This window comes from Anaerotruncus massiliensis (ex Togo et al. 2026), assembly GCF_900199635.1.
GTDB classification, from domain to species: Bacteria; Bacillota; Clostridia; order Oscillospirales; family Ruminococcaceae; genus Anaerotruncus; species Anaerotruncus massiliensis.
This window is the reverse complement of sequence record NZ_LT962687.1, coordinates 1,439,810-1,460,757: the sequence shown is the minus strand read 5'-3', so window position 1 is coordinate 1,460,757 and position 20,948 is coordinate 1,439,810. Positions and strand designations below refer to the sequence as shown.

At 61.2% G+C, this 20,948-nt stretch carries 21 protein-coding genes and 1 tRNA gene; 5 read left to right on the top strand and 17 right to left on the bottom strand.

The genetic code is table 11. The annotated features are described in order from the left end of the window. Positions 1-5: 5 nt before the first annotated feature. The 3 genes from uvrB to C1A13_RS07315 form a co-directional block, all read right to left on the bottom strand. Positions 6-2,012, bottom strand: a complete 2,007-nt coding sequence (gene uvrB, locus C1A13_RS07325) for an excinuclease ABC subunit UvrB (RefSeq protein WP_101550603.1) — start codon at positions 2,010-2,012, stop codon at positions 6-8. Between the two features lie 208 nt (positions 2,013-2,220). Beyond that, complete coding sequence (locus C1A13_RS07320) at positions 2,221-2,745, bottom strand: hypothetical protein (protein WP_101550601.1); 525 nt, start codon at positions 2,743-2,745, stop codon at positions 2,221-2,223. 36 nt (positions 2,746-2,781) lie between these two features. After that, entirely contained in the window at positions 2,782-3,471 is a 690-nt protein-coding gene (locus tag C1A13_RS07315; RefSeq protein WP_101550599.1) for a JAB domain-containing protein, read from the bottom strand. Between the two features lie 229 nt (positions 3,472-3,700). Between C1A13_RS07315 and C1A13_RS07310 the strand changes: the two genes are divergently transcribed. From C1A13_RS07310 to C1A13_RS07300, 3 genes are all read left to right on the top strand, one after another. Further along, entirely contained in the window at positions 3,701-4,666 is a 966-nt protein-coding gene (locus tag C1A13_RS07310; RefSeq protein WP_101550597.1) for an RluA family pseudouridine synthase, read from the top strand. A gap of 85 nt (positions 4,667-4,751) precedes the next feature. Then, the gene (gene trxA, locus C1A13_RS07305; RefSeq protein ID WP_101550595.1) at positions 4,752-5,078 is read left to right on the top strand and encodes a thioredoxin; all 327 of its coding nucleotides are present in this window, start codon (positions 4,752-4,754) and stop codon (positions 5,076-5,078) included. A 240-nt stretch (positions 5,079-5,318) separates the two neighbouring features. Further along, positions 5,319-6,542 carry an MFS transporter gene (locus C1A13_RS07300; protein ID WP_101550593.1) on the top strand — a complete coding sequence of 408 codons (1,224 nt, stop codon included), beginning with the start codon at positions 5,319-5,321 and terminating at the stop codon, positions 6,540-6,542. 46 nt (positions 6,543-6,588) lie between these two features. Here C1A13_RS07300 and C1A13_RS07295 read toward each other — a convergent pair whose 3' ends face one another. The 7 genes from C1A13_RS07295 to C1A13_RS07265 form a co-directional block, all read right to left on the bottom strand. Further along, positions 6,589-7,071 carry a 3-isopropylmalate dehydratase gene (locus C1A13_RS07295; RefSeq protein ID WP_101550591.1) on the bottom strand — a complete coding sequence of 161 codons (483 nt, stop codon included), beginning with the start codon at positions 7,069-7,071 and terminating at the stop codon, positions 6,589-6,591. Further along, positions 7,068-8,315: a 3-isopropylmalate dehydratase large subunit gene (locus C1A13_RS07290; RefSeq protein WP_172439207.1), complete on the bottom strand. Its 1,248-nt coding sequence runs from the start codon at positions 8,313-8,315 to the stop codon at positions 7,068-7,070. Before C1A13_RS07290 ends, C1A13_RS07295 begins: the two co-directional genes overlap by 4 nt. A 29-nt stretch (positions 8,316-8,344) precedes the next feature. Then, positions 8,345-9,211, bottom strand: coding sequence for an isocitrate lyase/PEP mutase family protein (locus tag C1A13_RS07285; protein ID WP_207654183.1), 867 nt, complete (start codon positions 9,209-9,211; stop codon positions 8,345-8,347). A gap of 20 nt (positions 9,212-9,231) precedes the next feature. After that, entirely contained in the window at positions 9,232-11,112 is a 1,881-nt protein-coding gene (locus tag C1A13_RS07280) for an NAD(P)/FAD-dependent oxidoreductase (protein WP_101550588.1), read from the bottom strand. A 90-nt stretch (positions 11,113-11,202) separates the two neighbouring features. Next, a complete protein-coding gene (locus C1A13_RS07275) occupies positions 11,203-12,699 on the bottom strand; it encodes a tripartite tricarboxylate transporter permease (protein WP_101550586.1) in 1,497 nt (498 codons plus the stop codon). 23 nt (positions 12,700-12,722) lie between these two features. Continuing rightward, a complete protein-coding gene (locus tag C1A13_RS07270; protein WP_101550584.1) occupies positions 12,723-13,196 on the bottom strand; it encodes a tripartite tricarboxylate transporter TctB family protein in 474 nt (157 codons plus the stop codon). Between the two features lie 104 nt (positions 13,197-13,300). Then, positions 13,301-14,326, bottom strand: a complete 1,026-nt coding sequence (locus C1A13_RS07265) for a Bug family tripartite tricarboxylate transporter substrate binding protein (RefSeq protein ID WP_101550582.1) — start codon at positions 14,324-14,326, stop codon at positions 13,301-13,303. 197 nt (positions 14,327-14,523) lie between these two features. Here C1A13_RS07265 and C1A13_RS07260 point away from each other — a divergent pair, with 197 nt between their 5' ends. Next, the gene (locus C1A13_RS07260) at positions 14,524-15,468 is read left to right on the top strand and encodes a LysR family transcriptional regulator (protein ID WP_101550580.1); all 945 of its coding nucleotides are present in this window, start codon (positions 14,524-14,526) and stop codon (positions 15,466-15,468) included. Between the two features lie 9 nt (positions 15,469-15,477). Here the strand turns inward: C1A13_RS07260 and C1A13_RS07255 are convergent, their stop codons facing one another. From C1A13_RS07255 to C1A13_RS07235, 5 genes are all read right to left on the bottom strand, one after another. Continuing rightward, positions 15,478-16,566, bottom strand: coding sequence for an isocitrate/isopropylmalate dehydrogenase family protein (locus C1A13_RS07255; RefSeq protein ID WP_101550578.1), 1,089 nt, complete (start codon positions 16,564-16,566; stop codon positions 15,478-15,480). Positions 16,567-16,612: 46 nt separating this feature from the next. Further along, on the bottom strand, positions 16,613-17,500 hold the full coding sequence (locus C1A13_RS07250) for an isocitrate lyase/PEP mutase family protein (protein WP_101550576.1): 888 nt from the start codon (positions 17,498-17,500) through the stop codon (positions 16,613-16,615). Between the two features lie 291 nt (positions 17,501-17,791). Further along, positions 17,792-17,883: transfer RNA gene (locus C1A13_RS07245), tRNA-Ser, on the bottom strand. 133 nt (positions 17,884-18,016) lie between these two features. Further along, positions 18,017-18,406: a hypothetical protein gene (locus tag C1A13_RS07240; RefSeq protein WP_101550573.1), complete on the bottom strand. Its 390-nt coding sequence runs from the start codon at positions 18,404-18,406 to the stop codon at positions 18,017-18,019. Between the two features lie 101 nt (positions 18,407-18,507). After that, positions 18,508-19,095 (bottom strand): DUF4364 family protein, encoded by a 588-nt coding sequence (locus C1A13_RS07235; protein WP_158595505.1) that lies wholly within the window; start codon positions 19,093-19,095, stop codon positions 18,508-18,510. Between the two features lie 240 nt (positions 19,096-19,335). Between C1A13_RS07235 and C1A13_RS07230 the strand changes: the two genes are divergently transcribed. Continuing rightward, positions 19,336-20,049 carry a TVP38/TMEM64 family protein gene (locus C1A13_RS07230; RefSeq protein ID WP_101550569.1) on the top strand — a complete coding sequence of 238 codons (714 nt, stop codon included), beginning with the start codon at positions 19,336-19,338 and terminating at the stop codon, positions 20,047-20,049. A 46-nt stretch (positions 20,050-20,095) separates the two neighbouring features. Here the strand turns inward: C1A13_RS07230 and C1A13_RS07225 are convergent, their stop codons facing one another. Both C1A13_RS07225 and C1A13_RS07220 read right to left on the bottom strand, forming a co-directional pair. Next, positions 20,096-20,653, bottom strand: coding sequence for a hypothetical protein (locus tag C1A13_RS07225; RefSeq protein WP_101550567.1), 558 nt, complete (start codon positions 20,651-20,653; stop codon positions 20,096-20,098). Between the two features lie 39 nt (positions 20,654-20,692). Next, on the bottom strand, positions 20,693-20,938 hold the full coding sequence (locus tag C1A13_RS07220) for a TIGR03905 family TSCPD domain-containing protein (protein WP_101550565.1): 246 nt from the start codon (positions 20,936-20,938) through the stop codon (positions 20,693-20,695). Between the last annotated feature and the right edge of the window lie 10 nt (positions 20,939-20,948).

Below are 20,948 nucleotides of genomic sequence, written 5' to 3'. Positions count from 1 at the left end.
TTCCTTTATTTTGGCAGCCTGCTGGGGCGGGCGCGCTCGTCCTCCGCCCTGAGCTTTGCAATCTTGTCGCGCAGGTAGGCCGCGTGCTCGAACTCGAGGATCTTCGCCGCGTTCTTCATCTCGAGCGTCAGCTTGGAGATGAGCGCCTCCCGTTCCTTGTGGCTGAGCTTCTTTCCGCGCTTGCCCTTTTTGCCCTCGACCTCGTCCCTCGTCGAGATTTCGAGGATGTCGCGCACGTCCTTTTTGATCGTCTGCGGGGTGATGTGGTGTTCCCTGTTGTAGGCCATCTGGATTTCCCGGCGGCGGTAGGTCTCGCGGATGGCGTTCTCCATCGACTCGGTGACGCTGTCCGCGTACATGATGACCCTGCCCTCGGAATTTCGCGCCGCGCGTCCGACCGTCTGCACAAGGGAGGTCTCGCTGCGCAAAAAGCCCTCCTTGTCCGCGTCGAGGATCGCCACGAGCGACACCTCCGGGATATCGAGGCCCTCGCGCAGCAGGTTGATGCCGACCAGCACGTCGAACTCGCCCAGGCGCAGGTCGCGGATGATCTCCATCCGCTCGATCGTGTCGATGTCGTGGTGCATGTAACGGATGCGCACCCCCATGTTCTCCATGTAGGCGGTCAAATCCTCCGCCATCTTCTTGGTGAGGGTGGTGACGAGCACCCGCTCCCCCTTCTGGGCGCGCTGGTTGATCTCCGAGAGCAGGTCGTCGATCTGCCCCTCGACCGGGCGCACCTCGATCTCGGGGTCGCAGAGCCCCGTCGGACGGATGACCTGCTCGACGATCTCGGCGCTCTTCTGGCGCTCAAACTCGCCCGGCGTCGCCGATACGAAGACGACCTGGTTGAGCTTCTGGTAGAACTCGTCAAAGTTGAGCGGTCGGTTGTCGAGCGCGGACGGCAGCCGGAAGCCGTATTCGATCAGGCTCTGCTTGCGGGAGCGGTCGCCGCCGTACATGCCGCGCACCTGCGGCAGCGTGACGTGGCTCTCGTCCACGAAGAGCAGGAAATCCTTCGGGAAGTAGTCGAGCAGCGTGTAGGGCGTGCTGCCCGGCGCGCGGCCCGAAATGACGCGGGAATAGTTCTCGATCCCCTTGCAGAAGCCGATCTCCTGCATCATCTCGATGTCGTAGTTGGTGCGCTCGGCGATCCGCTGCGCCTCGATCAGCTTGCCGCGCTCCTTGAAATAAGCCACCCGCTCCTCGCTCTCGCGGCGGATCTCATCGATCGCGGCCGCCATCTTCTCGGGCGGCACGATGTAGTGGGAGGCCGGGTAGATCGCCACATGGCTGACGACGTTCTTGACCTCCCCGGTCAGCGTGTTGATCTCGGTGATGCGGTCGATCTCGTCCCCGAAGAATTCGACGCGCACGGCGGTATCCCCCGAATAGACGGGGAAGATCTCCACAACGTCGCCGCGGACCCGGAACTTGTTGCGCACGAAGTTGATGTCGTTGCGCTCGTACTGGATCTCCACCAGCTTTTTGATGAGCTCGTCCCGTTCCCTGTGCATTCCCGTGCGCAGCGAGATGACCATGCTGTGGTAGTCGATCGGGTCGCCCAGCGTGTAGATGCAGGAGACGCTCGACACGATGATCACGTCCCGCCGTTCGCCGAGCGAGGCGGTCGCCGAGTGACGGAGCTTCTCGATCTCGTCGTTGATCGCCGAATCCTTTTCGATATAGGTGTCCGTGTGGGCGATATAGGCCTCCGGCTGGTAGTAGTCGTAGTAGCTGACAAAATACTCCACAGCGTTGTGCGGGAAAAATTCCCGGAACTCGCTGCACAGCTGCGCGGCCAGCGTCTTGTTGTGCGCCAAAACAAGCGTCGGGCGGTTGACGTTTGCGATGACGTTTGCCATCGTGAACGTCTTGCCCGAGCCTGTGACGCCCAGCAGGGCCTGTTCCTTCCTGCCCGCCAGCACGCCTTCGGTCAGCTTTTCAATTGCCCGCGGCTGGTCCCCCGTCGGTTTGTAGGGGGCGACCAGCTCGAATTTTCCTTCTTCCATATACCTCCCCCGCTTTGGGCCGTCAGATCAATCGATTGACGCGTTCAAGAGAACAGATGTTCGATTCATCTAGTGTAGCTTCTTTTCCATCAAAAGTCAACAGTTTATTTTACCACAGTTTCGACATGATTTCAAATGCCCGCCGCCGAAAGATTCTGCCAGCCGCGCGGCGCGCAAAGGGCGCTTCCAAAGTGGAAGCGCCCCATCGTTATCCGTTTTCTGTTTTGTCCGCGGATTCCCGCCACCGGCCCGGCTCGTCGGACGCGCCGCCCCGGGAGAGCGCGTCCTCCATCAGCGAGATCAGTTCGAGCGTGCTGCGGAACCGCTGGGTCTGGTCCCGGTTGAGCCAGCGCACCGTCCCCTGCCAGGTGGCGTTCTGCCGGAAGAGCACGCTGATCACAAACGTCGCCCGTTTCCCGGGCTCCTCCATGCCGATGCGGGCGAGCATCTCCTCCAAGTCCCCGCGCTGTTCCGCCGCCGGGACAGACGGCTTTTCCTCCGCCGTTTTTCCCCGTTTCTTCTTATGGAACGAGCGGATCTGCATGGAGCTCTGCGGGAACCGTTTTTCATTATAAAACTGCTCCATGCGGGTGATCAGCGCAAGCACCCCGGAAAACGTCGTAATACCGAAGGCCGGAGAGGCCAGCCGCCCGTTCAGGTCGTGGTCCTCCGTGCTGTCAACAAATACCCAAACGGAGGTTGGGCTGACCGCCCCCAGGTTTCCTGACTCCATCTGTGGTCCCTCCATCTCACAAAATTAGAATAAGCCCTAAGGCCGCTCAAAGGAAAAGAAACCGGAATCGCGCATCGAAACGTAATCCGACCCCGCAAAAATCAGGTGATCGGCAAGACGGATTTTCGCAGCCGTCAGCGCGTCAAAGACCGCGCGCGTCGCGAGCATGTCCGCGTTGGACGGAAGCGCGAGCCCGCGCGGATGGTTGTGCGCGAGAATCACCGACACCGCATGGCTGCGCATCGCGGCCTCGAGGATGTTGCGGGTGTACATCGGCGCGGCGTTGATGCTGCCCTCCGCGATGAAATCGCCGTAGACGACGCCGCCCCGGCTGTCCATGCAGAGCAGGAAGATCATTTCGTTGTTGCGCCCGATGAACTTTGGCCGCAGGAAGGTCCCCACCTCTTCGATCGTGGCGAGGACCACTCCGTTTTCATCATAGTCATCGAGGTACCGGCGCGCGAGCCCGGGCACCAGCTTGAGCAGCGTCGCAACGTTCGCGCCGACCCCCTCCACCTGGCAGAGCTCGTCGAAATCCGCGTCCAGCACGCCGGAAAGCGATCCGAAACGCGCGAGCAGACGGTGCGCCAGCTCGTTGGTGTCCCGCTGGGGCACCGCGTAAAAGAGGAGCAGTTCAAGCACGTTGTGCGGGGCGAAGCCGTCCAGCCCCTCCTTTAAGAAGCGGTCCCTGAGCCGCTGCCTGTGTCCCTCGTGCACATTCGCCATCCGCTCTTCACCGCCCGCGTTTCCAGTATCTTAGTACATATTATAACAAAATAATTCCTGTTTGCCTAGACCCCGTCGATTTTTCCCGGCTTTCGCCGGCGGAGCTTGTGTGCTATAATAAGCGCGGGGAATCCGCTCACATCCGGTCGCCCCCGCCGCGGGCGGTTTCAACGCCGCGCGGCCATTGATTTACAGGCCCCTTCGACCATCGGGGCTGCGGAGGTTCGCCATGAGGGAATTCGTCATCAATCAAAACGACGCGGGCCAGCGCGTGGACAAGTTCGTGACCAAGGCGGTCCCGCTGCTGCCCCAGGCCCTGCTCTATAAATCCATCCGCACCAAGCGGATCAAGCTCAACGGCAAGCGGTGCGAGATCTCCACCCGTCTGTGCGAGGGAGACCGGCTTTCCCTCTACCTGAACGACGAGTTTTTCGGCGGCGCGCCCGGCGCGCCCGCCTTCCTCTCCGTCCCGCCCACGGTCGACGTCCTCTACGAGGATGAAAACATCCTCCTCGCGGACAAGCGCCCCGGCCTGCTCGTCCACGAGGACGAGGGCGGTCAGACGGACACGCTGATCAACCGCATCCTCCACTACCTCTACCAAAAGGGCGAGTACGACCCCGCCCGGGAGAACAGCTTTACGCCCGCCCTCTGCAACCGGATCGACCGCAATACGGGCGGCATCGTCATCGCGGCCAAAAACGCGCCCGCCCTGCGGGTGCTCAATGAAAAGATCAAGGCCCGCGAGCTGCAAAAGCTCTACCTCTGCGTCGTGCACGGCACGATGCCGCACCGGTCGGACACCCTCAAGGGCTTCCTCGTCAAGGACGGCGCGGCGAACACCGTCACCGTCTGCGACCATCCCGTGCCGGGCGGCCGCACCATCCTCACCCACTACCGCGTGCTCGGCGAGAACGGGCGCTTCTCCCTGCTGGAGGTCGACCTGCTGACCGGCCGCACCCACCAGATCCGCGCACACCTCGCCTCCATCGGCCATCCGCTGCTCGGCGACGCCAAGTACGGCCGCAACCGCGACAACCACGGCACCGGCTACCAGTTCCAGGCTCTCTACTCCTACAAGCTCACCTTCCGGTTCCAGGGCGGCGCGGGCCCCCTCGACTATCTGAACGGCAGGAGCTTTGAGGCGAAGAAGGTGTGGTTCCGCGACGAGTTCCTCTCCGGGAATCTCCGGTAGCACTTTTTTTGAAAAAGTGCTTGACAAATTATCTGTAATGATTATAATTACAGATAGAAGAAAATGAACCGGAAAGGATGATTATATGAATATCTTAACGATCACAGCGGACAATTTTGAGGCTGAGGTCCTGAAATCGAGCGAGCCCGTTCTCGTGGACTTCTGGGCGCCCTGGTGCGGCTACTGCCGGATGCTCGCCCCCATCTTCGACCAGCTCGCCGCGGCCTACGAGGGCAAAATCCGGTTCGCCAAGGTGAACATCGACGACGTGCCCTCGCTCGCGCAGCAGTTCTCGGTGATGACCATCCCCACCCTGCTGCTCTTCCGCGGCGGCAAGGAGAACGAACCGCTCGTCGCCGCCAAATCCAAGTTCCAGATCGAGGAGTGGCTCAAGCAGTCGGGCGCGATCTGATTCCCGGAGGCTGAAAGGCCCCGTCGGCACCGCCGGCGGGGCCTTTTTTGCGCGCATCCGTCCCCCTTGAAAAACCTTCTTGACAAACGGAACCGGCCTGCTATAATGGAATTCCATTCACAAACTCCGGAGGGCCCGCCGTACGGTGCGGCGGGCCGTCTTTCGACCACGGACGCAAACACAGCCGGGCGGGCGCGTGTCTGCGTTTTTTTGACCGTCCGGCAAATAAAAGGAGGTTTTATGGAACAATCGAAGCCTCACGGCTGGAAGCGCGGCTTCTTTACGATCGCGGCCGGGCAGACCGTCTCGCTGATCGGCAGCAGCGCCGTCCAGTTCGCGCTGATCTGGTGGCTCGCCAGCGAAAGCTCCTCCCCCATGACGATGGCGCTGGCGGGGCTCTTCGCCTTCCTGCCGCAGCTGGTGCTCGGGCCGTTCGTCGGGGTGTGGGTCGACCGTCTCAAGCGCAAGACGGTCATCATCTCCGCGGACCTCTTCATGGGCCTGGTCGCGACCGTTTTCGCGGGCGTCTTCCTGCTTGGCAGGCCGCCCTTCTGGTCGGCCTGCCTCGTGCTGGGCATCCGGGCGGTCGGGAACGTCTTCCACACCCCCGCGATCCAGGCAGCGATCCCCATGCTCGTGCCCCGGGACCAGCTCGTCCGTGCCAACGGCTGGAGCCAGTTCATGCAGTCGGGCGCCTTTATGCTCGGGCCGGTGCTCGGCGCCGCGATGTACGCCGCCTTGCCGCTTCCGGTCATCCTGCTCTCCGATCTGGCGGGCGCAGTCGCGGCGAGCGTCACGGTCGCGGTGGTGAAGATCCCCGATCCCCCGCGCGCCGGGCAGGAGCTTCCGCATTTCCTGCGGGAGATGCGGGATGGCGCGGCCGTCTTCCTGCGCGACCGCAGACTCTTCACCCTCACCCTCTGCGTGTGCGTGGGGATGATCTTCTACATGCCGCTCTCCTCCTTCTATCCGCTGATGACAAGCGATCATTTTCAGGCGACAGCCTGGCACGCAAGCCTCGTCGAGCTGCTCTACGCGGCGGGTATGATGCTCAGCGCCGCAGGCCTCGGCGCGGTAGGAACGATCAAAAACAAGTTTTCTGTCATCCACCTCGGCCTGCTCGGTTTGGCGGCAAGCACCCTGCTCTGCGGAATCCTCCCAAGCGACATGGTCTTTTTCTGGCCCTTTTCGATCTTCTGCGCCGTCATGGGCGCCAGCGGGAACCTCTACGGCATCCCCTTCATGGCCTACATGCAGGAGTCCGTCCCCCACGAGGCGCAGGGGCGCGTCTTCTCTCTGCTGGGCAGCATGATGTCGCTGGCCATGCCGCTGGGGCTTCTGATCGCGGGGCCGGTCGCCGAACGCTTCGGCGTGCCGCTTTGGTTCTTCCTGTCGGGGATCGTGCTCTTCGCCGTCACCGGCATCAGTGCGCTGCTGACGCTGCGAAAGCCGGCGCACGGCTGAAAACACGAAAAACCCGCCTGCAAGCGTTCGCTTGCAGGCGGGTTTTTTATCGCAGCGTATGGTGTTTTTTGTAATAGCCGAGCAGGCCGCCCTCCGTGAGATATCCAACGACCTGCGGCGGAAAGGGCTCGAAGGCCACCGGATCGGAACCGTTTACCCGGATGCAGCTTTTTTCGAGGTCCACCTCCACGAGGTCCCCCTCCCGAATCTCCGCCCGGCAGATCAGCGGGAGGATTCCCATGTTGATGCCGCCTCTGTAGAAATGTCGGCTGAACGACTTTGCGATCACGCACCGAACGCCGGCGGCCTTCATTACCAGGATGATCTGCTCCCGGGAAGAGCCGCAGCCAAAATTTTCACCGGCGACCAGGATGTCCCCCGGCTGATAGACGGAGGAGAAATCGCTCCTGCACGCCTCGAAGAGATACGGCACACCTTCCGTCTCGTTCTTTCCGCCGGCGAGGCGGCTGCCCGCGATGATCTGGTCCCCGTTCACATTGTCGCCCAGCACGACCGCTTTCCCCTTCATCCCAAAACCTCCCGATCCGTGATAAATCCGCACAGCGCCGAACAGGCGGCCACCAGCGGAGAAGCGATATAAATCCGCGCATCCTTGCTCCCCATCCGTCCGTTCAGGTTTCGGTTGGTGGTCGAGACCGCCACCTCGCCGTCCCCCAGCAGGCCTCCGTGGATTCCCGCGCAGGGGCCGCAGCTCGGCGGGAAGACGGAGGCCCCCGCTGAAGTGAGCGCGTCCAGATGTCCGCCCGCCTTGAGCGCCGCCTCCACCTCCGGCGAAGCGGGATAGACCAGCAGCCGGACGCCGTCGGCCACCCGTTTCCCCCGGAGAATTTCGGCCGCGAGCGCGATATCCTCGTAGCGCCCGTTCGTGCAGGACCCGATCACGACCTGATCCACCCGGACCTTCTCCAATTCCTCCGCCGCGACTGCGTGGTCGATGCGCGGAGGCACCGCCACCAGCGGCCGCATCTGCGAGACGTCGATGGTGATCCTACGGCTGTATTCCGCGTCGCCGTCCGGTTCCACCCCCGCTTCTCCGGTCACTCCGTACGCCGCGAGCCACCGCCGGGCCACCTCGTCGCACGGCATGATCGCGCCCTTTGCCCCGGCCTCGATCATCATGTTGCAAAGCGTGGCGCGGCTGTCGAAGCTGATGTCCGCCACCGCCTCGCCGCCGAACTCCATGCACTGGTAGGACGCGCCCGCCTCACCCAATATGCGCAGCAGCTCCAGCGCCAGGTCCTTGCCCAGGATTTTGCGCGGCAGCTTTCCCACAAACTCCACCCGGATGGTCGGGGGAACCTTGAACCAGCACTGGTCGCAGGCAAATATGACGGCCGCCTCCGCCGCGCCCACGCCGGTGCTGAAGGCGTTTAGCGCGCCGTAGGTGCAGGAGTGCGAATCGGTGCCCACTGCGATCCCGCCGGGCCTGACTTTACCGGATTCCAGCATCTTCTGGTGGCAGACGCCCTTGCAGACGTCCACCAACCGAATGCCGTGCTCCTTTGCGAAGCGGCGGAGAAGAAGGTGGTTATTCCCGGCTGCCGCGTTCGGACACGGGGCAAAGTGGTCCAGGACGATCAGGTGGTGCGCCGGGGATTTGACCGTCTTTGCGATCTGCGCGAAGTTTTTGACCGCCGTCGGGCCGTTGACGTCGTGAATCATGCAGGCGTCCACCTCCACAACCACGATATCTCCCGCTTTGATCGGCCTGCCCGCCTTCGCGGAAAAGATTTTTTCAACTGCAGTAGCCATTTTATACCCCCTCGCGGCGGCCGCCGCGTTCATTTTGCATATTGGTACTCCCGCGCCTCGTATTCCGGCACCTTCGTCGCCTTCTGAAATTCTGGAAGCGTTGCAAGCCGGTCCAGTCTGTCCGCCGTATTCCCGTTTTCATAGAGGTGCTTCATCGTGTCCAGCGCCTGCTTTAGAAAGAGGGAGCGCAGCGTGGCCGGATAGAGCACCAGCTTGACGCCAAGCTGCCGGAAGGTCTCCTGCGAGTACCGATTCAGCTCGCTTATGTCGTTGACGTTCATCACCACCGGCCCGGAGACCTCCCGCGCCACCATCTCGACCTCCTCAAGCGTGGAGCATCCCACCACGAACACCGCGTCCGCGCCCGCCTCCAGATATTTGTTGGCGCGGCGCACGGCCTCCTCCCTGCCGTAGCTCACCATGGCGTCGGTGCGCGCGATGATGCAGAAGTCCGGGTTTTCCCGCGCGTCGATCCCCGCCTTCAGCTTCCTCAGGAATTCGTCCACGGGGACGATTTCGTGCGTACCGCCGTAATAGGCGCATTTTTTGGGGCTGACCTGATCCTCGATGTGGATGCCCGCGACGCCGCCCCGTTCAAATTCGTTCACCGTGCGCATAAAGTTGAGCGGCTGGCCATAGCCGGTGTCCGCGTCCGCGATCACCGGGATGTCCACCGAGCGGGCAATCCGCGAGGAGGCGTCGACCACCTCGGTCATCGTGAGCAGGCCCATGTCCGGCAGACCGAGCGCCGAGGCGGAAACCGCGTTGCCGGAAACCAGCGCCGCCTGAAAGCCGGCCGCCTCGACCGCCAGCGCGCCGATGCAGTCAAAGACGCCGGGGACAAAATAGGTTTCCCGGTCCCCCAGCATATTTTTAAGCGTCAAACGCTTATTCAAAAGCTATCCCTCCGTTTTCGTCATATCTGCGCCGCCACGCGGGCGCCCTGATGAATCGCGTCCAGCGCGACGCCCGGCCGCCCGGCGTCCCCGATCACAAAGACCCGCGTTCCGGGCAGGTGTTCCTTCGCCCACGCGCTCAGGCGGTCTTGCGGGCTGCGTCCGGCGGCAACCACGACGCCGTCGACCCCTTCCAGCGCATAGCTGTAATTCTGGCTGCAAACCCGCACCTCCGGCAGGGCGACGCGCTCCGCCTTTGTGAGAAGGTGCGCCGCTACGCCGTGCTCGGACAGGCGCTTTAAGAGGAAGCGCCGCCTGCTCTGGTTGAGCCCGTCCGCGAGCTTGTCCGTCATTTCCACGATCTCCACCCGGCGGCCGGCGGCCGCCAGATAATCCGCCGCCTCGCACCCCACAAGGCCGCCGCCCAGCACTACGATATGGCTTCCCCGCAGGGGCTTTCGCCCTGACAGGAGCTCGTCCGCGGTTACGACGTTTTCCCCGTCGATCCCCGGGATGGGCGGGACGGCCGCGACGCTTCCCGTGGCCACGATCAGCACGTCCGGCCTCTCCCGCTCCAGCAGCTCGGGGGTGACCTCCGAGCCGTATTGGATGGCGATCCCGGCCTCTTCCAGCGCGGCCACGCGGAAATTCGTGATTTCGCGCATCCGTTCCTTCTGCGGGGGCAGCGCCGCCAGATTGATCAGCCCCCCGGGCTTCGATTCCCTCTCGTACACCAGAGGCCGGAATCCCCGCAGGGTAAGGTCGTAAGCGGCCTCCAGCCCCGCCGGCCCCGCTCCGGCGATCAGGATTTTCTGCGCCTTTTCCGCCTCGGTCGCCGCGGCAAAGTTGAGCGTCGTCTCAAAGCCGAGCCGGGCATTTTGCATACAGCGGATCTTTTTATAGAGCGCCGCGTCGCGGCACCCCTGGTTGCAGCCGATGCAGCGCCTGACCGGGCCCGCGACCCGCCCCTCGTACTTCGCGATCATGTTCGGGTCCGCGAGGTTCGCCCGTGCCATGGCGACCAGGTCCGCCTTCCCGCTCCGTATGACGGCGTCCGCCTCCTCCATGTCGGTGATGCGGTTGACCGCGATGACCGGGATGGAAACCGCCGCCTTCACCCGCGCCGCGTTGTCGGCGTTAAAAAGGTCCTCCATGTCCATCGGCGCGGAAATCGCATACTCCGATTCCGGCATGCCGCAGGAGACATGAATTGCATCCGCGCCCGCTTTTTCAAGGAGCCCGGCGATTGCGGCCGTCTCCTCGATTCGCCTTCCGCCCTCCACCAGCTCGTCCCCGCTGATCCGGAAGATCAGCGGATAATCCGCGCCGGTTTCCCGTTTGATGCCTCGGACGATCTCCGCCGCGAACCGCGCGCGCCTTTCGGTCGAGCCGCCGTATTCGTCCTGGCGCCGGTTGTAAAACGGCGAGAGGAACTGCGCCACCTCGTGCGCGTGCGCGCCGTGGATTTCGACCCCGTCCACCCCCGCGCGCCGCGCGCGCGCCGCGCACGCGGCGTAGCTGTCGATCAGGCCGCGGATATACTCCGGCGTAAAATCGTTGATGTCCTCAATGGTATAGCCCCTTCCGGCCTGGAATTTCGCCGGGTGGAGCTGGCAAAAGAGCTTTGCGCCATGCTCGTGCGCGACGTCGGCCAGACGTTTCCATCCGGGGATATAGCCGTTGTGGGAGAGGGCTGGGCGGCCCGGGCCCACCTTGCCGTGGGGGCTGCCGGGGATGATGAGCAGCCCCACGCCGCCCCGTGCGCGCTCCCGGACGTACTCTGTCATCACGTCGTTGATATAGCCCTCGGCGTCGCAGAAAAAGACGCACATGGAGGGGAAAACGATCCTGTTTTTGAGCTGAACCGTTCCGATCCGGATCGGCTCCAATGCATGTGCCATAGTGACTCCTTTCGTAAAGACGCGGCGGGGGCCGCAGCCGAGTGCTGCGGCCCCCGCTGGTTGCGTGAAGTTTCTAATCAGGCTGCGGCATCAAGCCTGCTGTTTCGCCTTTTTGCCCTTCATCAGCCCGAATACCACGGACGCCGCGGTGAGCAACAGCAGCACCAGCGTAATGGGGTGCACCACAAAGGTCATCAGCGAGCCCTTGGAAAGCAGCATCGCGCGGCGCAGATTGTCCTCCACCAGCTGCGCGAGCACAAAGCCTAGGACGGTCGCCACCGGGTTGAAGCCGGCCAGCTTCATCAGATAGCCGAGGAAGGAACAGACAATCAGAATCCCCACTGCGAAAATGCCTTCGTTCAGAGCAAGGGAACCCACCACCAGCAGGCAGAGGATGATCGTATTGAGGTAGTGCGGCGGGATCGCGGTCACCTTCACCCACGGCTTTAAGAAAAGCCGCCCCACGATCAGCAGGCAGGGGCAGGCCAGCAGGATGCCCAGGAACACCGCGCCGAGCGCCTCCGGATTGTTCTGTGCGAGCAGCGGGCCGGGGCGCATCCCATGCATGACCATGGCCCCCAGCATGATGGCCGCCGATGTGGAGCCGGGGATGCCGAAGGAGAGCAGTGGCACGACCGCCGCGGGTACGCAGGCGTTGTTGGCGACCTCGGGCGCAATAATGGCGTCAGGTACGCCGGTGCCGAATTTGTCGCCGTCCTTGGAAATCCGGCGGCCCTCATTATACGCGATGAACGAGGCGATGGTGGGGCCCGCGCCGGGCATGACGCCGACCACGATGCCCATGATCATGCTGACGATCGCGGTCTTGATGGTCGCCAGAAACTCCTTGATCGTCACGAAGGTGTAGTCCAGCTTGCCCAGCATGGGAGACACCAGTTTTTTCTCCTGAATCTGCTGGATGATCTGGCCGAACAGCTCCGCCGCCGCCACAAAGCCGACCACGGCCGGCACGTCGCTGACGCCGTCGCCCAGCTGGATCATCCCCATCGTGAAGCGCGGCATCCCCGTAAAGTTGTCCGCGCCGATGCTGCCGAGCATGATTCCCAGGATGATGGAGATAAAGCCCTTCGCCATGTTCCCCTTCGACATGCTGATGACGGCCGAGAGGCCGAAGAGCGCGAGCGCAAAGAAGGCGGACGCGTCCAGCATCAGCGAAATTTTCACCAGAAGGCCGAGCAGGAAAACGCCCAGTATCCCGCCGAAGAAGCTGCCGAAGCAGCCGCCCGTCAGCGAATAGCCCAGCGCCTTGCCGCTGTGGCCGTTTAAGTGCATCTGCCGTCCGTCCAGCGCGGTGGGCGCGTTCGCGGGGGTGCCCGGAACGCCGACCAGAATCGCCGGGATCGAGCCGCCGTATTCCGCGCCCACGTAGACCGCGGCCAGCAGCATGAACGCCTGCACCGGCTCCAGCGCGATCGTAAAGGGCAGGATGAGCGACATGGCGAGGGAGGCGGTAACGCCCGGCAGGGCGCCCCCGAAAATCCCCCAGGCAACGCCGGCAAAGACCCAGAGAACACTCTGAATGGAAAACGCGGAGAAGATTTCTCCCCAAAGCTGCATCGTTGTCATTTATAGCTGCTCCTTTCGTACCATCAAATTAGCAGGCCGCGGGGAAGATCCGCGTTGAAAAGAACCTTGAACAGCAAATAGCACACAACGGCTATCACAGCGGAGGGGATCAGCACGCCCGTCGGTTTTCTCCAGGAAGCTCCCATCAAGCAGAAGCAGACCGCCGCAAATAAGAAGGTGGATACCGTGTAGCCAAGCAACTGGATTCCCGCGACATACAGCACCATCATGCCGATCACAAGGAGCAGGCACCGGATGTCCCTGGGGGTGAATTTTGTCGCGGAATTCGCCTCTTCGGATTTGTCCAAAATCGCTTTGACTAAAATCCACAGGCTCAGAGCGATCAGCACCACCGCCAAAAACTGAGGGAAGCCCGCCGGTCCCAGCGGCTCCGTAGTCAGCGCCTCGGGCAGGGTGGTTGCGGAGTAGAAATATATCGAGCCCAGCGCGATGAGCAGAATGCCCGATATGATATCTACGTATTTTTTCTTCTTCATGGACCATGGTCCTCCCTAACGTTGAAGTTGCGCGCCCTCCGGCGGGGCTCCGGGCGGCCCGCCGCCCGGAGCCGTCTCACGCCGGTTTTGAAAGTCAAAAGCGATTACTCGCCCGTGCCGTATTTCGCGATGATTTCCTTTACGGTCTTATCCTGCTGCTTGCAGAGCTCCAGAAACTCCTCGTGGCCCATCCAGCCGTCAAGGGAACCGGAATCCGCAAGCCACTTCTGGAAAGATTCCGACTGGGAGGATTCCGCAAAGATTTTTTCCCAATATTCGATTGCTTCATCAGGAGTCCCCTTGCGCACAAAGAGGCCGCGCCACTGGGGGAATACGAAGTCCACGTCGGATTCCGTAAGTGTCGGGATGTCGGGGAACTGCTCGACGCGCTTGTCTTCCGCGAACGCCAGCGCCCGGACCTCGCCCGCCGCGAGCTGGTCATAGACCTCGCCCAGCTGGCCGAAAACTGCGTCGACATTCTTCCCGAGCAGCGCCGTGAGCGCCTCGCCGCCGTCCGTGTAGGGGATGTAGCTGGTGCCGCAGCCCAGGGTGTCCGCCATGATCGTGGCGCACATCCAGGCCGGTCCGCCGCTGGCTTCGCCGGCGATGGTCGCGTTGCCCGCCTTATAGGCTTCAAGGAAGGAGGCGATGTCCTGGTAGGGGCTGTCCTTATGGACCACCAGCACCTGGGGCTCAAGCTGGAAACGCGCCAGCGGGACAAGGTCCTCCGTGGGATGCATGCCGTTATTCGCGTTGTAGTACCACAGGAAATTGGTGGGCGTGCCGACGATCAGCGTGTGGCCGTCGGTCTTCCCCTCCTTGACGTACGCCCAGACGTTCGAGCCCGCGCTTCCCTTTTTGTTCTGCATGAACATGTTCTGCGGGACCAGACCCTGCGTCGCCTCGATGATCGCGCGCCCGATGAGGTCTCCGCCCGCGCCGACGCCGGAATGGGTGACGATCTCAACCTGCTTCGTGGGGACCCATCCCTCCGTCTCCGCGGCGCTTCCCGAGGCCGCCGGAGCGGCCTGCTGCGCCGACGGCGCGGTTTCGGCGTTCCCGCCCGCTCCACAGGCCGCCAGGCTTAGGATCATCGTCAGGCAAAGTACTACGCTGAACAGCTTTTTCATTTAAAAATCTCCTTCTCCCTTTACTCTTGTGATTGTGTGTAACGGTTGTCCGATTGAAAGCGAAAAGCGTCCGTATACAGCGGTCGTAACCGTTTTGGGTTTCAAGTCCCTCCTTTTTCGTCACGTCTTGAAAAAAAGCGCAGTTCATATTAAACTGGAGTTATCGATTCGGCTGATCAAGGAAAGGAAGTGCTAGTGTGCTGCTCAAGGAACTGAACTATATTCTGGCGATCGAAAAATACGGTACGATCACAAAGGCGGCGGAGCACCTGTACATCTCGCAGCCGGCGCTGAGTAAATACATCAAAACGCTGGAGGAGACGCTGGACACCAACCTGCTGGAGAACACCGGCCGCAGCATCATCCTGACGGACGCCGGCAAGCATTACGCGAAGGCCGCCCGCAAGATGATGGAGATCTACGAAACCATGTCGCGCAATCTTTTAAACTCCGACAACATGATCCACGGCACCCTCCGGATCGGCACCTCTTTCACCCGGAGCCCGCTGCTTCTGCCGGAAACCCTCGCGCGGTTCCGCCAGAAGTACCCCAACGTCGAGCTTCTGCTCTTCGAGGAAAACTCCTACAATCTGGAAACCCAGCTTGCGAGCGGGCTGATCGATTTCGTCATCGCCAAGGGCCCGGTAACGAATATTTATAAATTTACGGCCCTTCCCCTCTTCCGGGAAGAATTTCTGCTCGGCCTGCCCAAGGACCATCCGGTAAAGGAGCGGGCGGTCCGCTCCGGCGACGCGGCCCATCCCTGGCTGGGACTGCAAGAGGTGCTCAACGAGTGCTTCATTCTCTTGAAGCCGGGGCATCACACCCGCTTCATGGCCGACCAGTTCTTTGCGCAGTCCCAGTTTGTGCCGGCGAAAACCATTGTGACCGCCAACATCGAAACCGCTCTCCGTATGGCGGTCGCCGGTCTGGGCATCGTGTTCGTACCCAGCTTTTTCACTATCGGCAACGCCTGTCACCAGTCGAAGCTCGACTTCTATTCGGTCGGCGCGCACCCGCTGCAGCGGACGTATACGGAGTTCAGCATTATGTACCGTCAGGAGACGCATCTCACGAAATACGCAAAGGAATTTATCCGGATTATGCAGGACTATTGCCGGGAGTTTTTCGCCGGAGAATAAGGCCCGGCGCTAAAGGTCTCCCGCTTCGAGCAGGCCGCAGACCGCCCGTCCCATTTGCAGCGTGGAGGCGGTCCCGCCCAAATCGGGCGTGACGGACGCCTTGTCGGAAAGCACCGCCTCCATGGCCCGCTCCATCTCGGCGGCCGCCTTTAAGGCCGACGCGTCCTGCTTGCGCCCGGCGAGCCAGTTGAGCATCATCTGCGCCGATTTGATCATCGCGAACGGATTGGCGATCCCCTTGCCGGCGATGTCCGGCGCCGAGCCGTGTGTTGCCTGCGCCATGCAGTACTGCGGGCCGGCGCACAGTCCCGCCGCCATGCCGAGCCCGCCGACGAGCCCCGCGGCTTCGTCGGAGAGAATATCCCCAAACATATTGGTGGTGATGACGACGTCGTAATCCTGCGGCCGCATCAGCATCTTCATCGCGAAGGTGTCCACCACCACCGTCTCAAACTCGATGTCCGGGTATTCCTTCGCCACATCCCGGCAGGCTTCGATGAAGAGGCCGCATCCCAGCTTGAAAACGGTGTTCTTATGGACCGCAGTCACCTTTTTGCGCCCGCCGTGCCGTCGGGCCAGTTCAAAGCCCTCCCTTGCCACCAGCGTGCTGTTCCGTCTCGTAATGACCCGCAGCGAAAGCGCCATGTCGGGCGTGGGCATACAGTCGCTGGTCCCGCGGAACATGTTGCGGTCCGGCTGGAAGCCCTCGTTGTTTTCGCGGATGATGACGAGGTCTACGTTCGGATTGATGCAGGGAATCTCCGCATAGGATTTTGCCGGGCGGATGTTCGACACCAGATCGTATTCCCGCCGCAGGATGGGGTGCGGATTGAAGCAGTTTGGCTGATCCTTGGGGTAGGCCATATGTCCGATCGGCCCCAGAATCCACCCGTCCAGCGTGTAAAGCCGTTCCCGGACCTCCGGCAGGAGGGTCGTCCCGTGCTCCAGGAAGGACGGATACCCGATCGGCAGAGGCACCCATTCGATCTGAATCTCCGGATAGCGTTTCACCGCCGTTTTCAACACCTCGACGGCAACCGGCACGATCTCAAGCCCGATATCGTCGCCGTTTAAAATTCCGATTTTATACTCTGCCATGGCCTGTACAGCCTCCTTTTTCACTCTCCAGGCAGGGACGCGCGGGTTATTCCGCACGGCCCCGCATCACGGACGCCTCGAAATCCATATAGGACTCCAGCCCGGTGCTGTTCGCGCGCTCCTCCTGCGTGCAGAAGATATCCCCGAGGTGGTTTGTCCGCCCCTTCGCCCGCATCTCGCTCAGCACCAGCTGCATTGTGCGGATGCAGGAGCGTGTCAGAGACTGCGGGAAAAACGCGAGCTGGATTCCCATCCGTTCAAAATCCGCGACGCTGTAGTCGCCCGTCGGGCTCCCCTCGGTGATGCACACCGCCGTGGGAAATCCGAGCTGACCGATCTGAATCAGGTCGCTTTCGCTCTTTGGCGTGCTGATGAATACGCCGTCGGCCCCCCACTCCCGGTACAGCCTCGCGCGCCGGAGCGCCTCCTGCATTCCCTGTGTGTTGTCGGCGGCCGCGTCCGTTCTCGCCAGGAGGAAAAAGTTTGGATCTGTCCGCGCCTTAAGGACCGAGTCGATCCGAATTTTCATCTCCTCGACGGGGGCCACCCGCAGCCCGTCGTAATAGGCACACCGCTTGGGGAACGTCTGGTCCTCGATCATGACCCCCGCGATTCCCATCTGCTCATATTCCCGGACGGTACGCAGAATCGTGACCGGCCCGCCAAAGCCCGTATCGATGTCCACAACCATGGGAATGGAGGAAACGCACAGCATGTTTAAGAGCGTATTGCGGTATTCCCCATAGGACAAGACGCCCACGTCGGAGGTGCCGATCACTTCGCAGGACATGGAGGAGCCGCTGACAAAGACGGCCTCAAAGCCGTTGCGCTCCGCCAGTCGGATTGACAGCGGATCATATACCGCGGGACAGCAGAGCGTCTTGCCCGATTCCAGCAGTTTTCTGAACTTAAGTGCCCGATCGACTTGTATCATATCTTTTTCTCCCCATACTTTTGTAATGTCGCGATTTCCATATTTTATTTGTTGTATGAGCGCGCTTTTTGTTCATGTTTATTGTATACTCTATCTTCAACAATTAAAAATACATATTTTACATCCAATTAATAACCCAAAGTTATTGATTTTCTCAAAGTCGATTCCATTTTGCAAGCATTATAAGAAAAAAGCCGCCCTCCCGCCCCCATGGGTCGGAAAGCAGCTTTGATGGATGCCGTAGAAACAGAAAAGAACCTGTCTTTGATGATCATCAAAGACAGGTTCTTTTGGCGGAGATGGAGAGATTCGAACTCTCGAGGAGCTTTTGACCCCTACACGATTTCCAGTCGTGCGCCCTCGACCAGCTAGGCGACATCTCCAGAGTTGTCCGCGCGATTGGCACCTGATTATTATACTACGCAGATCGCAAAAAAGCAATATGTTGCCCTAAAAAATTTTGCCAATTTTTCTGCATGAAAAAACCGCCCGCCAATGCGGACGGTTTCAACCCCCTCAGGAGTCCGTTCCCATCTTAATGCGCACATATTTGTGCTCCCGCACGGTCAGCACCACAAAGACCACCCCGACGAGGATATCCATCATGGTGCCGAGGATGAGAAGATCGAGCGTGGCGATCTCCGCGCGGCTGAAGATCTTCATAAAGATCAGGTTGAAGAAGACGGCGGCCGCCGACAAGCCGTAATAGGATGCGAGCTCCTTCCTGCCGACCCGCTTCACAATGTTTTTGCAGATCAAAAAGAGCCCAAAGAGGACGACAATCCCGGTCGAGACGTACACCGCCACCGGAAGCCGTTCAATATCTGTCGTAAACACATATGCCAGCGACGCGAACTTGACCGCCGTCGCCAAAACCATCAGATAGAGCATCAGCTTTCTGAGCAAAAACTTCCCCCCGTTTCCAATCAGATTTTTGCGTAAAATTTATTGTAACCGATTCTGTCGTTTCTGTCAAGTTTTGCCCGTCTGATGCGGCTTCGCGGGGTTTACTCCACGTCGTCCAGCAGCGCGCCGACGTTCTCAAAGCTGCCCGTCAGGGAGGCCACGACCCCCTTATAGACCACGATCGGGTCGTCCAAAAACCGCTCCCTGATCCGCCCGCAGGTCTCCTCGTCGGGCAGAAGGATGGTCAATTTCAGCAGGTCGCTGCCCACGTCGGTGATCGTCAGCGTCAAAAGGTACCCGTCGTCCGCCTTTTGGACCTCCGCCTTGTTGTGCGCGCGCCGTTCCCTACGGATGAAGTAGCGGTTCGCGGCGTCCACCGCCTTTTCCCGCACGCTGAGCGGAAGCGTTTTCTCGAACGTCCCGGCGGCGCTCTCTCCCAGGTCGGTCAGGGTGTAGCACTTTTCCCCCTCGCAGCCGCCGATGGCAATGTGCCCGCTCTTGACGAGCGCGGCCGCCGCGCTCGCCGCCTCAAAATAGTTGCCGATCCCCTCGCCCACGAACAGTTCGATCAGGGCGGAAACGGGCATCGGCCGTTCGATGTGCTTAAGGACGTGGCAGATCAGGATCTTGATCTCGTAGTCGGTGGTCAGCCCGCCCGGCTCCACGCCCGCCCGGAATCCTTCGTACAAAATTTCCACCCCACAGTCGTCGATTTCCATTCCCTATGATACAATATTTCGGAGGAAAAAGCAAAACCTATTGCCTGACCCGTTTTCCACGCTTCCCGCAAAATTTACAATCCTGAAACAGCTTTTCCGCGCAAACATGTTATATTGGTGTTGAAACCGGATTTCCCATCCGTTTGAAGCGGAGGGGCGGGGAATCTCGTTGGATAGGAAAAGGAACTTTCCGGAAAAAGAGATGTGACGATGAAAAACCTTACCCCAGAAGAAAAAAAGCAATACCGAAAGCTGATCGCGGCCGCCGTGGGCTTCGTCCTGGTCATCGGGATCCTCTCCCTGCTCTGTATGCCCCTCTTCCGGCGCCTCTCCGACCCCGGCAACCAGGAACAGCTCCGCGCGTGGATCGATTCGCTCGGCTTCACCGGCTGGCTGATCCTGCTCGGCGTCCAGATCCTTCAGATCGTCATCGCCTTTATCCCCGGCGAGCCGGTCGAACTGCTCGCGGGCGCGCTCTACGGCGCCTGGGGCGGCCTCCTGACCTGCCTGCTCGGGATCGTGATCGCCTCCTCCGCCATCTTCTTCCTCGTGCGCCGGTTCGGCTACCGGCTGGTGGCGCGCATCTTCGGCGAGCAGAAGCTCAGCGAATTCAAATTCATCAACAACACCAAAAAGGTGGAAACCGTCACCTTCATCCTCTTCCTCATCCCCGGCACCCCGAAGGACATGCTCACCTATCTGGCGGGCGTCAGCAAGATCAGGCCCGCGCAGTTTTTGCTGATCTCCACCTTCGCGCGGATCCCCTCGATCATCACCTCCACCTGGATGGGCGCCTCGGTGAGCCGCGGCAACTGGGGGATGGCGATCGTCGTTTTCCTGCTGACCGCGGCGATCGGGCTGGTCGGCATCCTCTATAAGCAGCGGGTCATGGACTGGCTGCACAGGCTCCATAAGGAGCATTGAACTGAAAAGAGCCGGCGCTTGGCGCCGGCTCTTTTTGTTATTCCGTCTATCGGATCAGCTGCGCGCGCAGCGCAAGCTGGGTGCAGTACATGGCAAAATAGCTCGTGAGTTCGCTGCCGTACCGGACAAAGACCGGGTCGTCCTCCCTGCCGCAGAGGCGCGCGAACACCCTGCCGACCGCGCCGATGTCGTCCGGCGAGGAACGCCCCGCCAGGATATAGAGGGAGAGCGCCGCCGAATCGCTGACGAGCCCGTAGGTCTCCCCGGAGACCCGCTGGAGCTCGTCATAGTAAGCGGACATCGCGGACTGCGCCACGATCGAATTGGGCGCCATGTCCTCGATCACCCGTCCGACGAGATAGGAAAAAAGCACCTTGCGCTGGGAGAGCGTCTCGGCGCTGTCGAACGCACCGATGCCGAACCAGACGATCCCCCGTTCGTCGGCGGTCAGCTCGGCGGCAAACTGGACCCCGAGCGCGCGCGCTTTCTCCATATTGCCGTTGGCTTTTTCGCGCGCAAAAGCCGCCGCCGCCCCCTCCGAGGTGTCGAAGACCTCCGAAGGATCGTCCGGCGCTATTTTGATATCGCTGTCGTCGAATCGCATGGGAAACACCCTCCCTCCTGTGAAAACGGCCGCCGCTTCCTATTCCCGCGCCTGCTCCAGCGCGAGCGCGAGCTGGTCGGGGCAGGAGGTCGCCTTCATGCCGCAGCGGATGCCGCCGAGCAGCTTCACGACCTCCTCCACCGGGCGGCCCTCCGCCAGCCGGCTCACGCCCTGCGTGTTGCCGCTGCAGCCGCCGATGAATTCCACGGACTTGACGATACCGTCTTCAACCTCTGCATGTATCATACGCGAACAGACGCCTTTTGGTTTATAGCTGATCTTCATACCGGTCCTC

Bases quoted from the DNA above. Each gene is read 5' to 3' on its own strand.
- uvrB (WP_101550603.1), bottom strand. From the start codon at position 2,012: ATGGAAGAAGGAAAATTCGAGCTGGTCGCCCCCTACAAACCGACGGGG.
- C1A13_RS07320 (WP_101550601.1), bottom strand. From the start codon at position 2,745: ATGGAGTCAGGAAACCTGGGGGCGGTCAGCCCAACCTCCGTTTGGGTA.
- C1A13_RS07315 (WP_101550599.1), bottom strand. From the start codon at position 3,471: ATGGCGAATGTGCACGAGGGACACAGGCAGCGGCTCAGGGACCGCTTC.
- C1A13_RS07310 (WP_101550597.1), top strand. From the start codon at position 3,701: ATGAGGGAATTCGTCATCAATCAAAACGACGCGGGCCAGCGCGTGGAC.
- trxA (WP_101550595.1), top strand. From the start codon at position 4,752: ATGAATATCTTAACGATCACAGCGGACAATTTTGAGGCTGAGGTCCTG.
- C1A13_RS07300 (WP_101550593.1), top strand. From the start codon at position 5,319: ATGGAACAATCGAAGCCTCACGGCTGGAAGCGCGGCTTCTTTACGATC.
- C1A13_RS07295 (WP_101550591.1), bottom strand. From the start codon at position 7,071: ATGAAGGGGAAAGCGGTCGTGCTGGGCGACAATGTGAACGGGGACCAG.
- C1A13_RS07290 (WP_172439207.1), bottom strand. From the start codon at position 8,315: ATGGCTACTGCAGTTGAAAAAATCTTTTCCGCGAAGGCGGGCAGGCCG.
- C1A13_RS07280 (WP_101550588.1), bottom strand. From the start codon at position 11,112: ATGGCACATGCATTGGAGCCGATCCGGATCGGAACGGTTCAGCTCAAA.
- C1A13_RS07275 (WP_101550586.1), bottom strand. From the start codon at position 12,699: ATGACAACGATGCAGCTTTGGGGAGAAATCTTCTCCGCGTTTTCCATT.
- C1A13_RS07270 (WP_101550584.1), bottom strand. From the start codon at position 13,196: ATGAAGAAGAAAAAATACGTAGATATCATATCGGGCATTCTGCTCATC.
- C1A13_RS07265 (WP_101550582.1), bottom strand. From the start codon at position 14,326: ATGAAAAAGCTGTTCAGCGTAGTACTTTGCCTGACGATGATCCTAAGC.
- C1A13_RS07255 (WP_101550578.1), bottom strand. From the start codon at position 16,566: ATGGCAGAGTATAAAATCGGAATTTTAAACGGCGACGATATCGGGCTT.
- C1A13_RS07250 (WP_101550576.1), bottom strand. From the start codon at position 17,500: ATGATACAAGTCGATCGGGCACTTAAGTTCAGAAAACTGCTGGAATCG.
- C1A13_RS07230 (WP_101550569.1), top strand. From the start codon at position 19,336: ATGAAAAACCTTACCCCAGAAGAAAAAAAGCAATACCGAAAGCTGATC.
- C1A13_RS07225 (WP_101550567.1), bottom strand. From the start codon at position 20,653: ATGCGATTCGACGACAGCGATATCAAAATAGCGCCGGACGATCCTTCG.
- C1A13_RS07220 (WP_101550565.1), bottom strand. From the start codon at position 20,938: ATGAAGATCAGCTATAAACCAAAAGGCGTCTGTTCGCGTATGATACAT.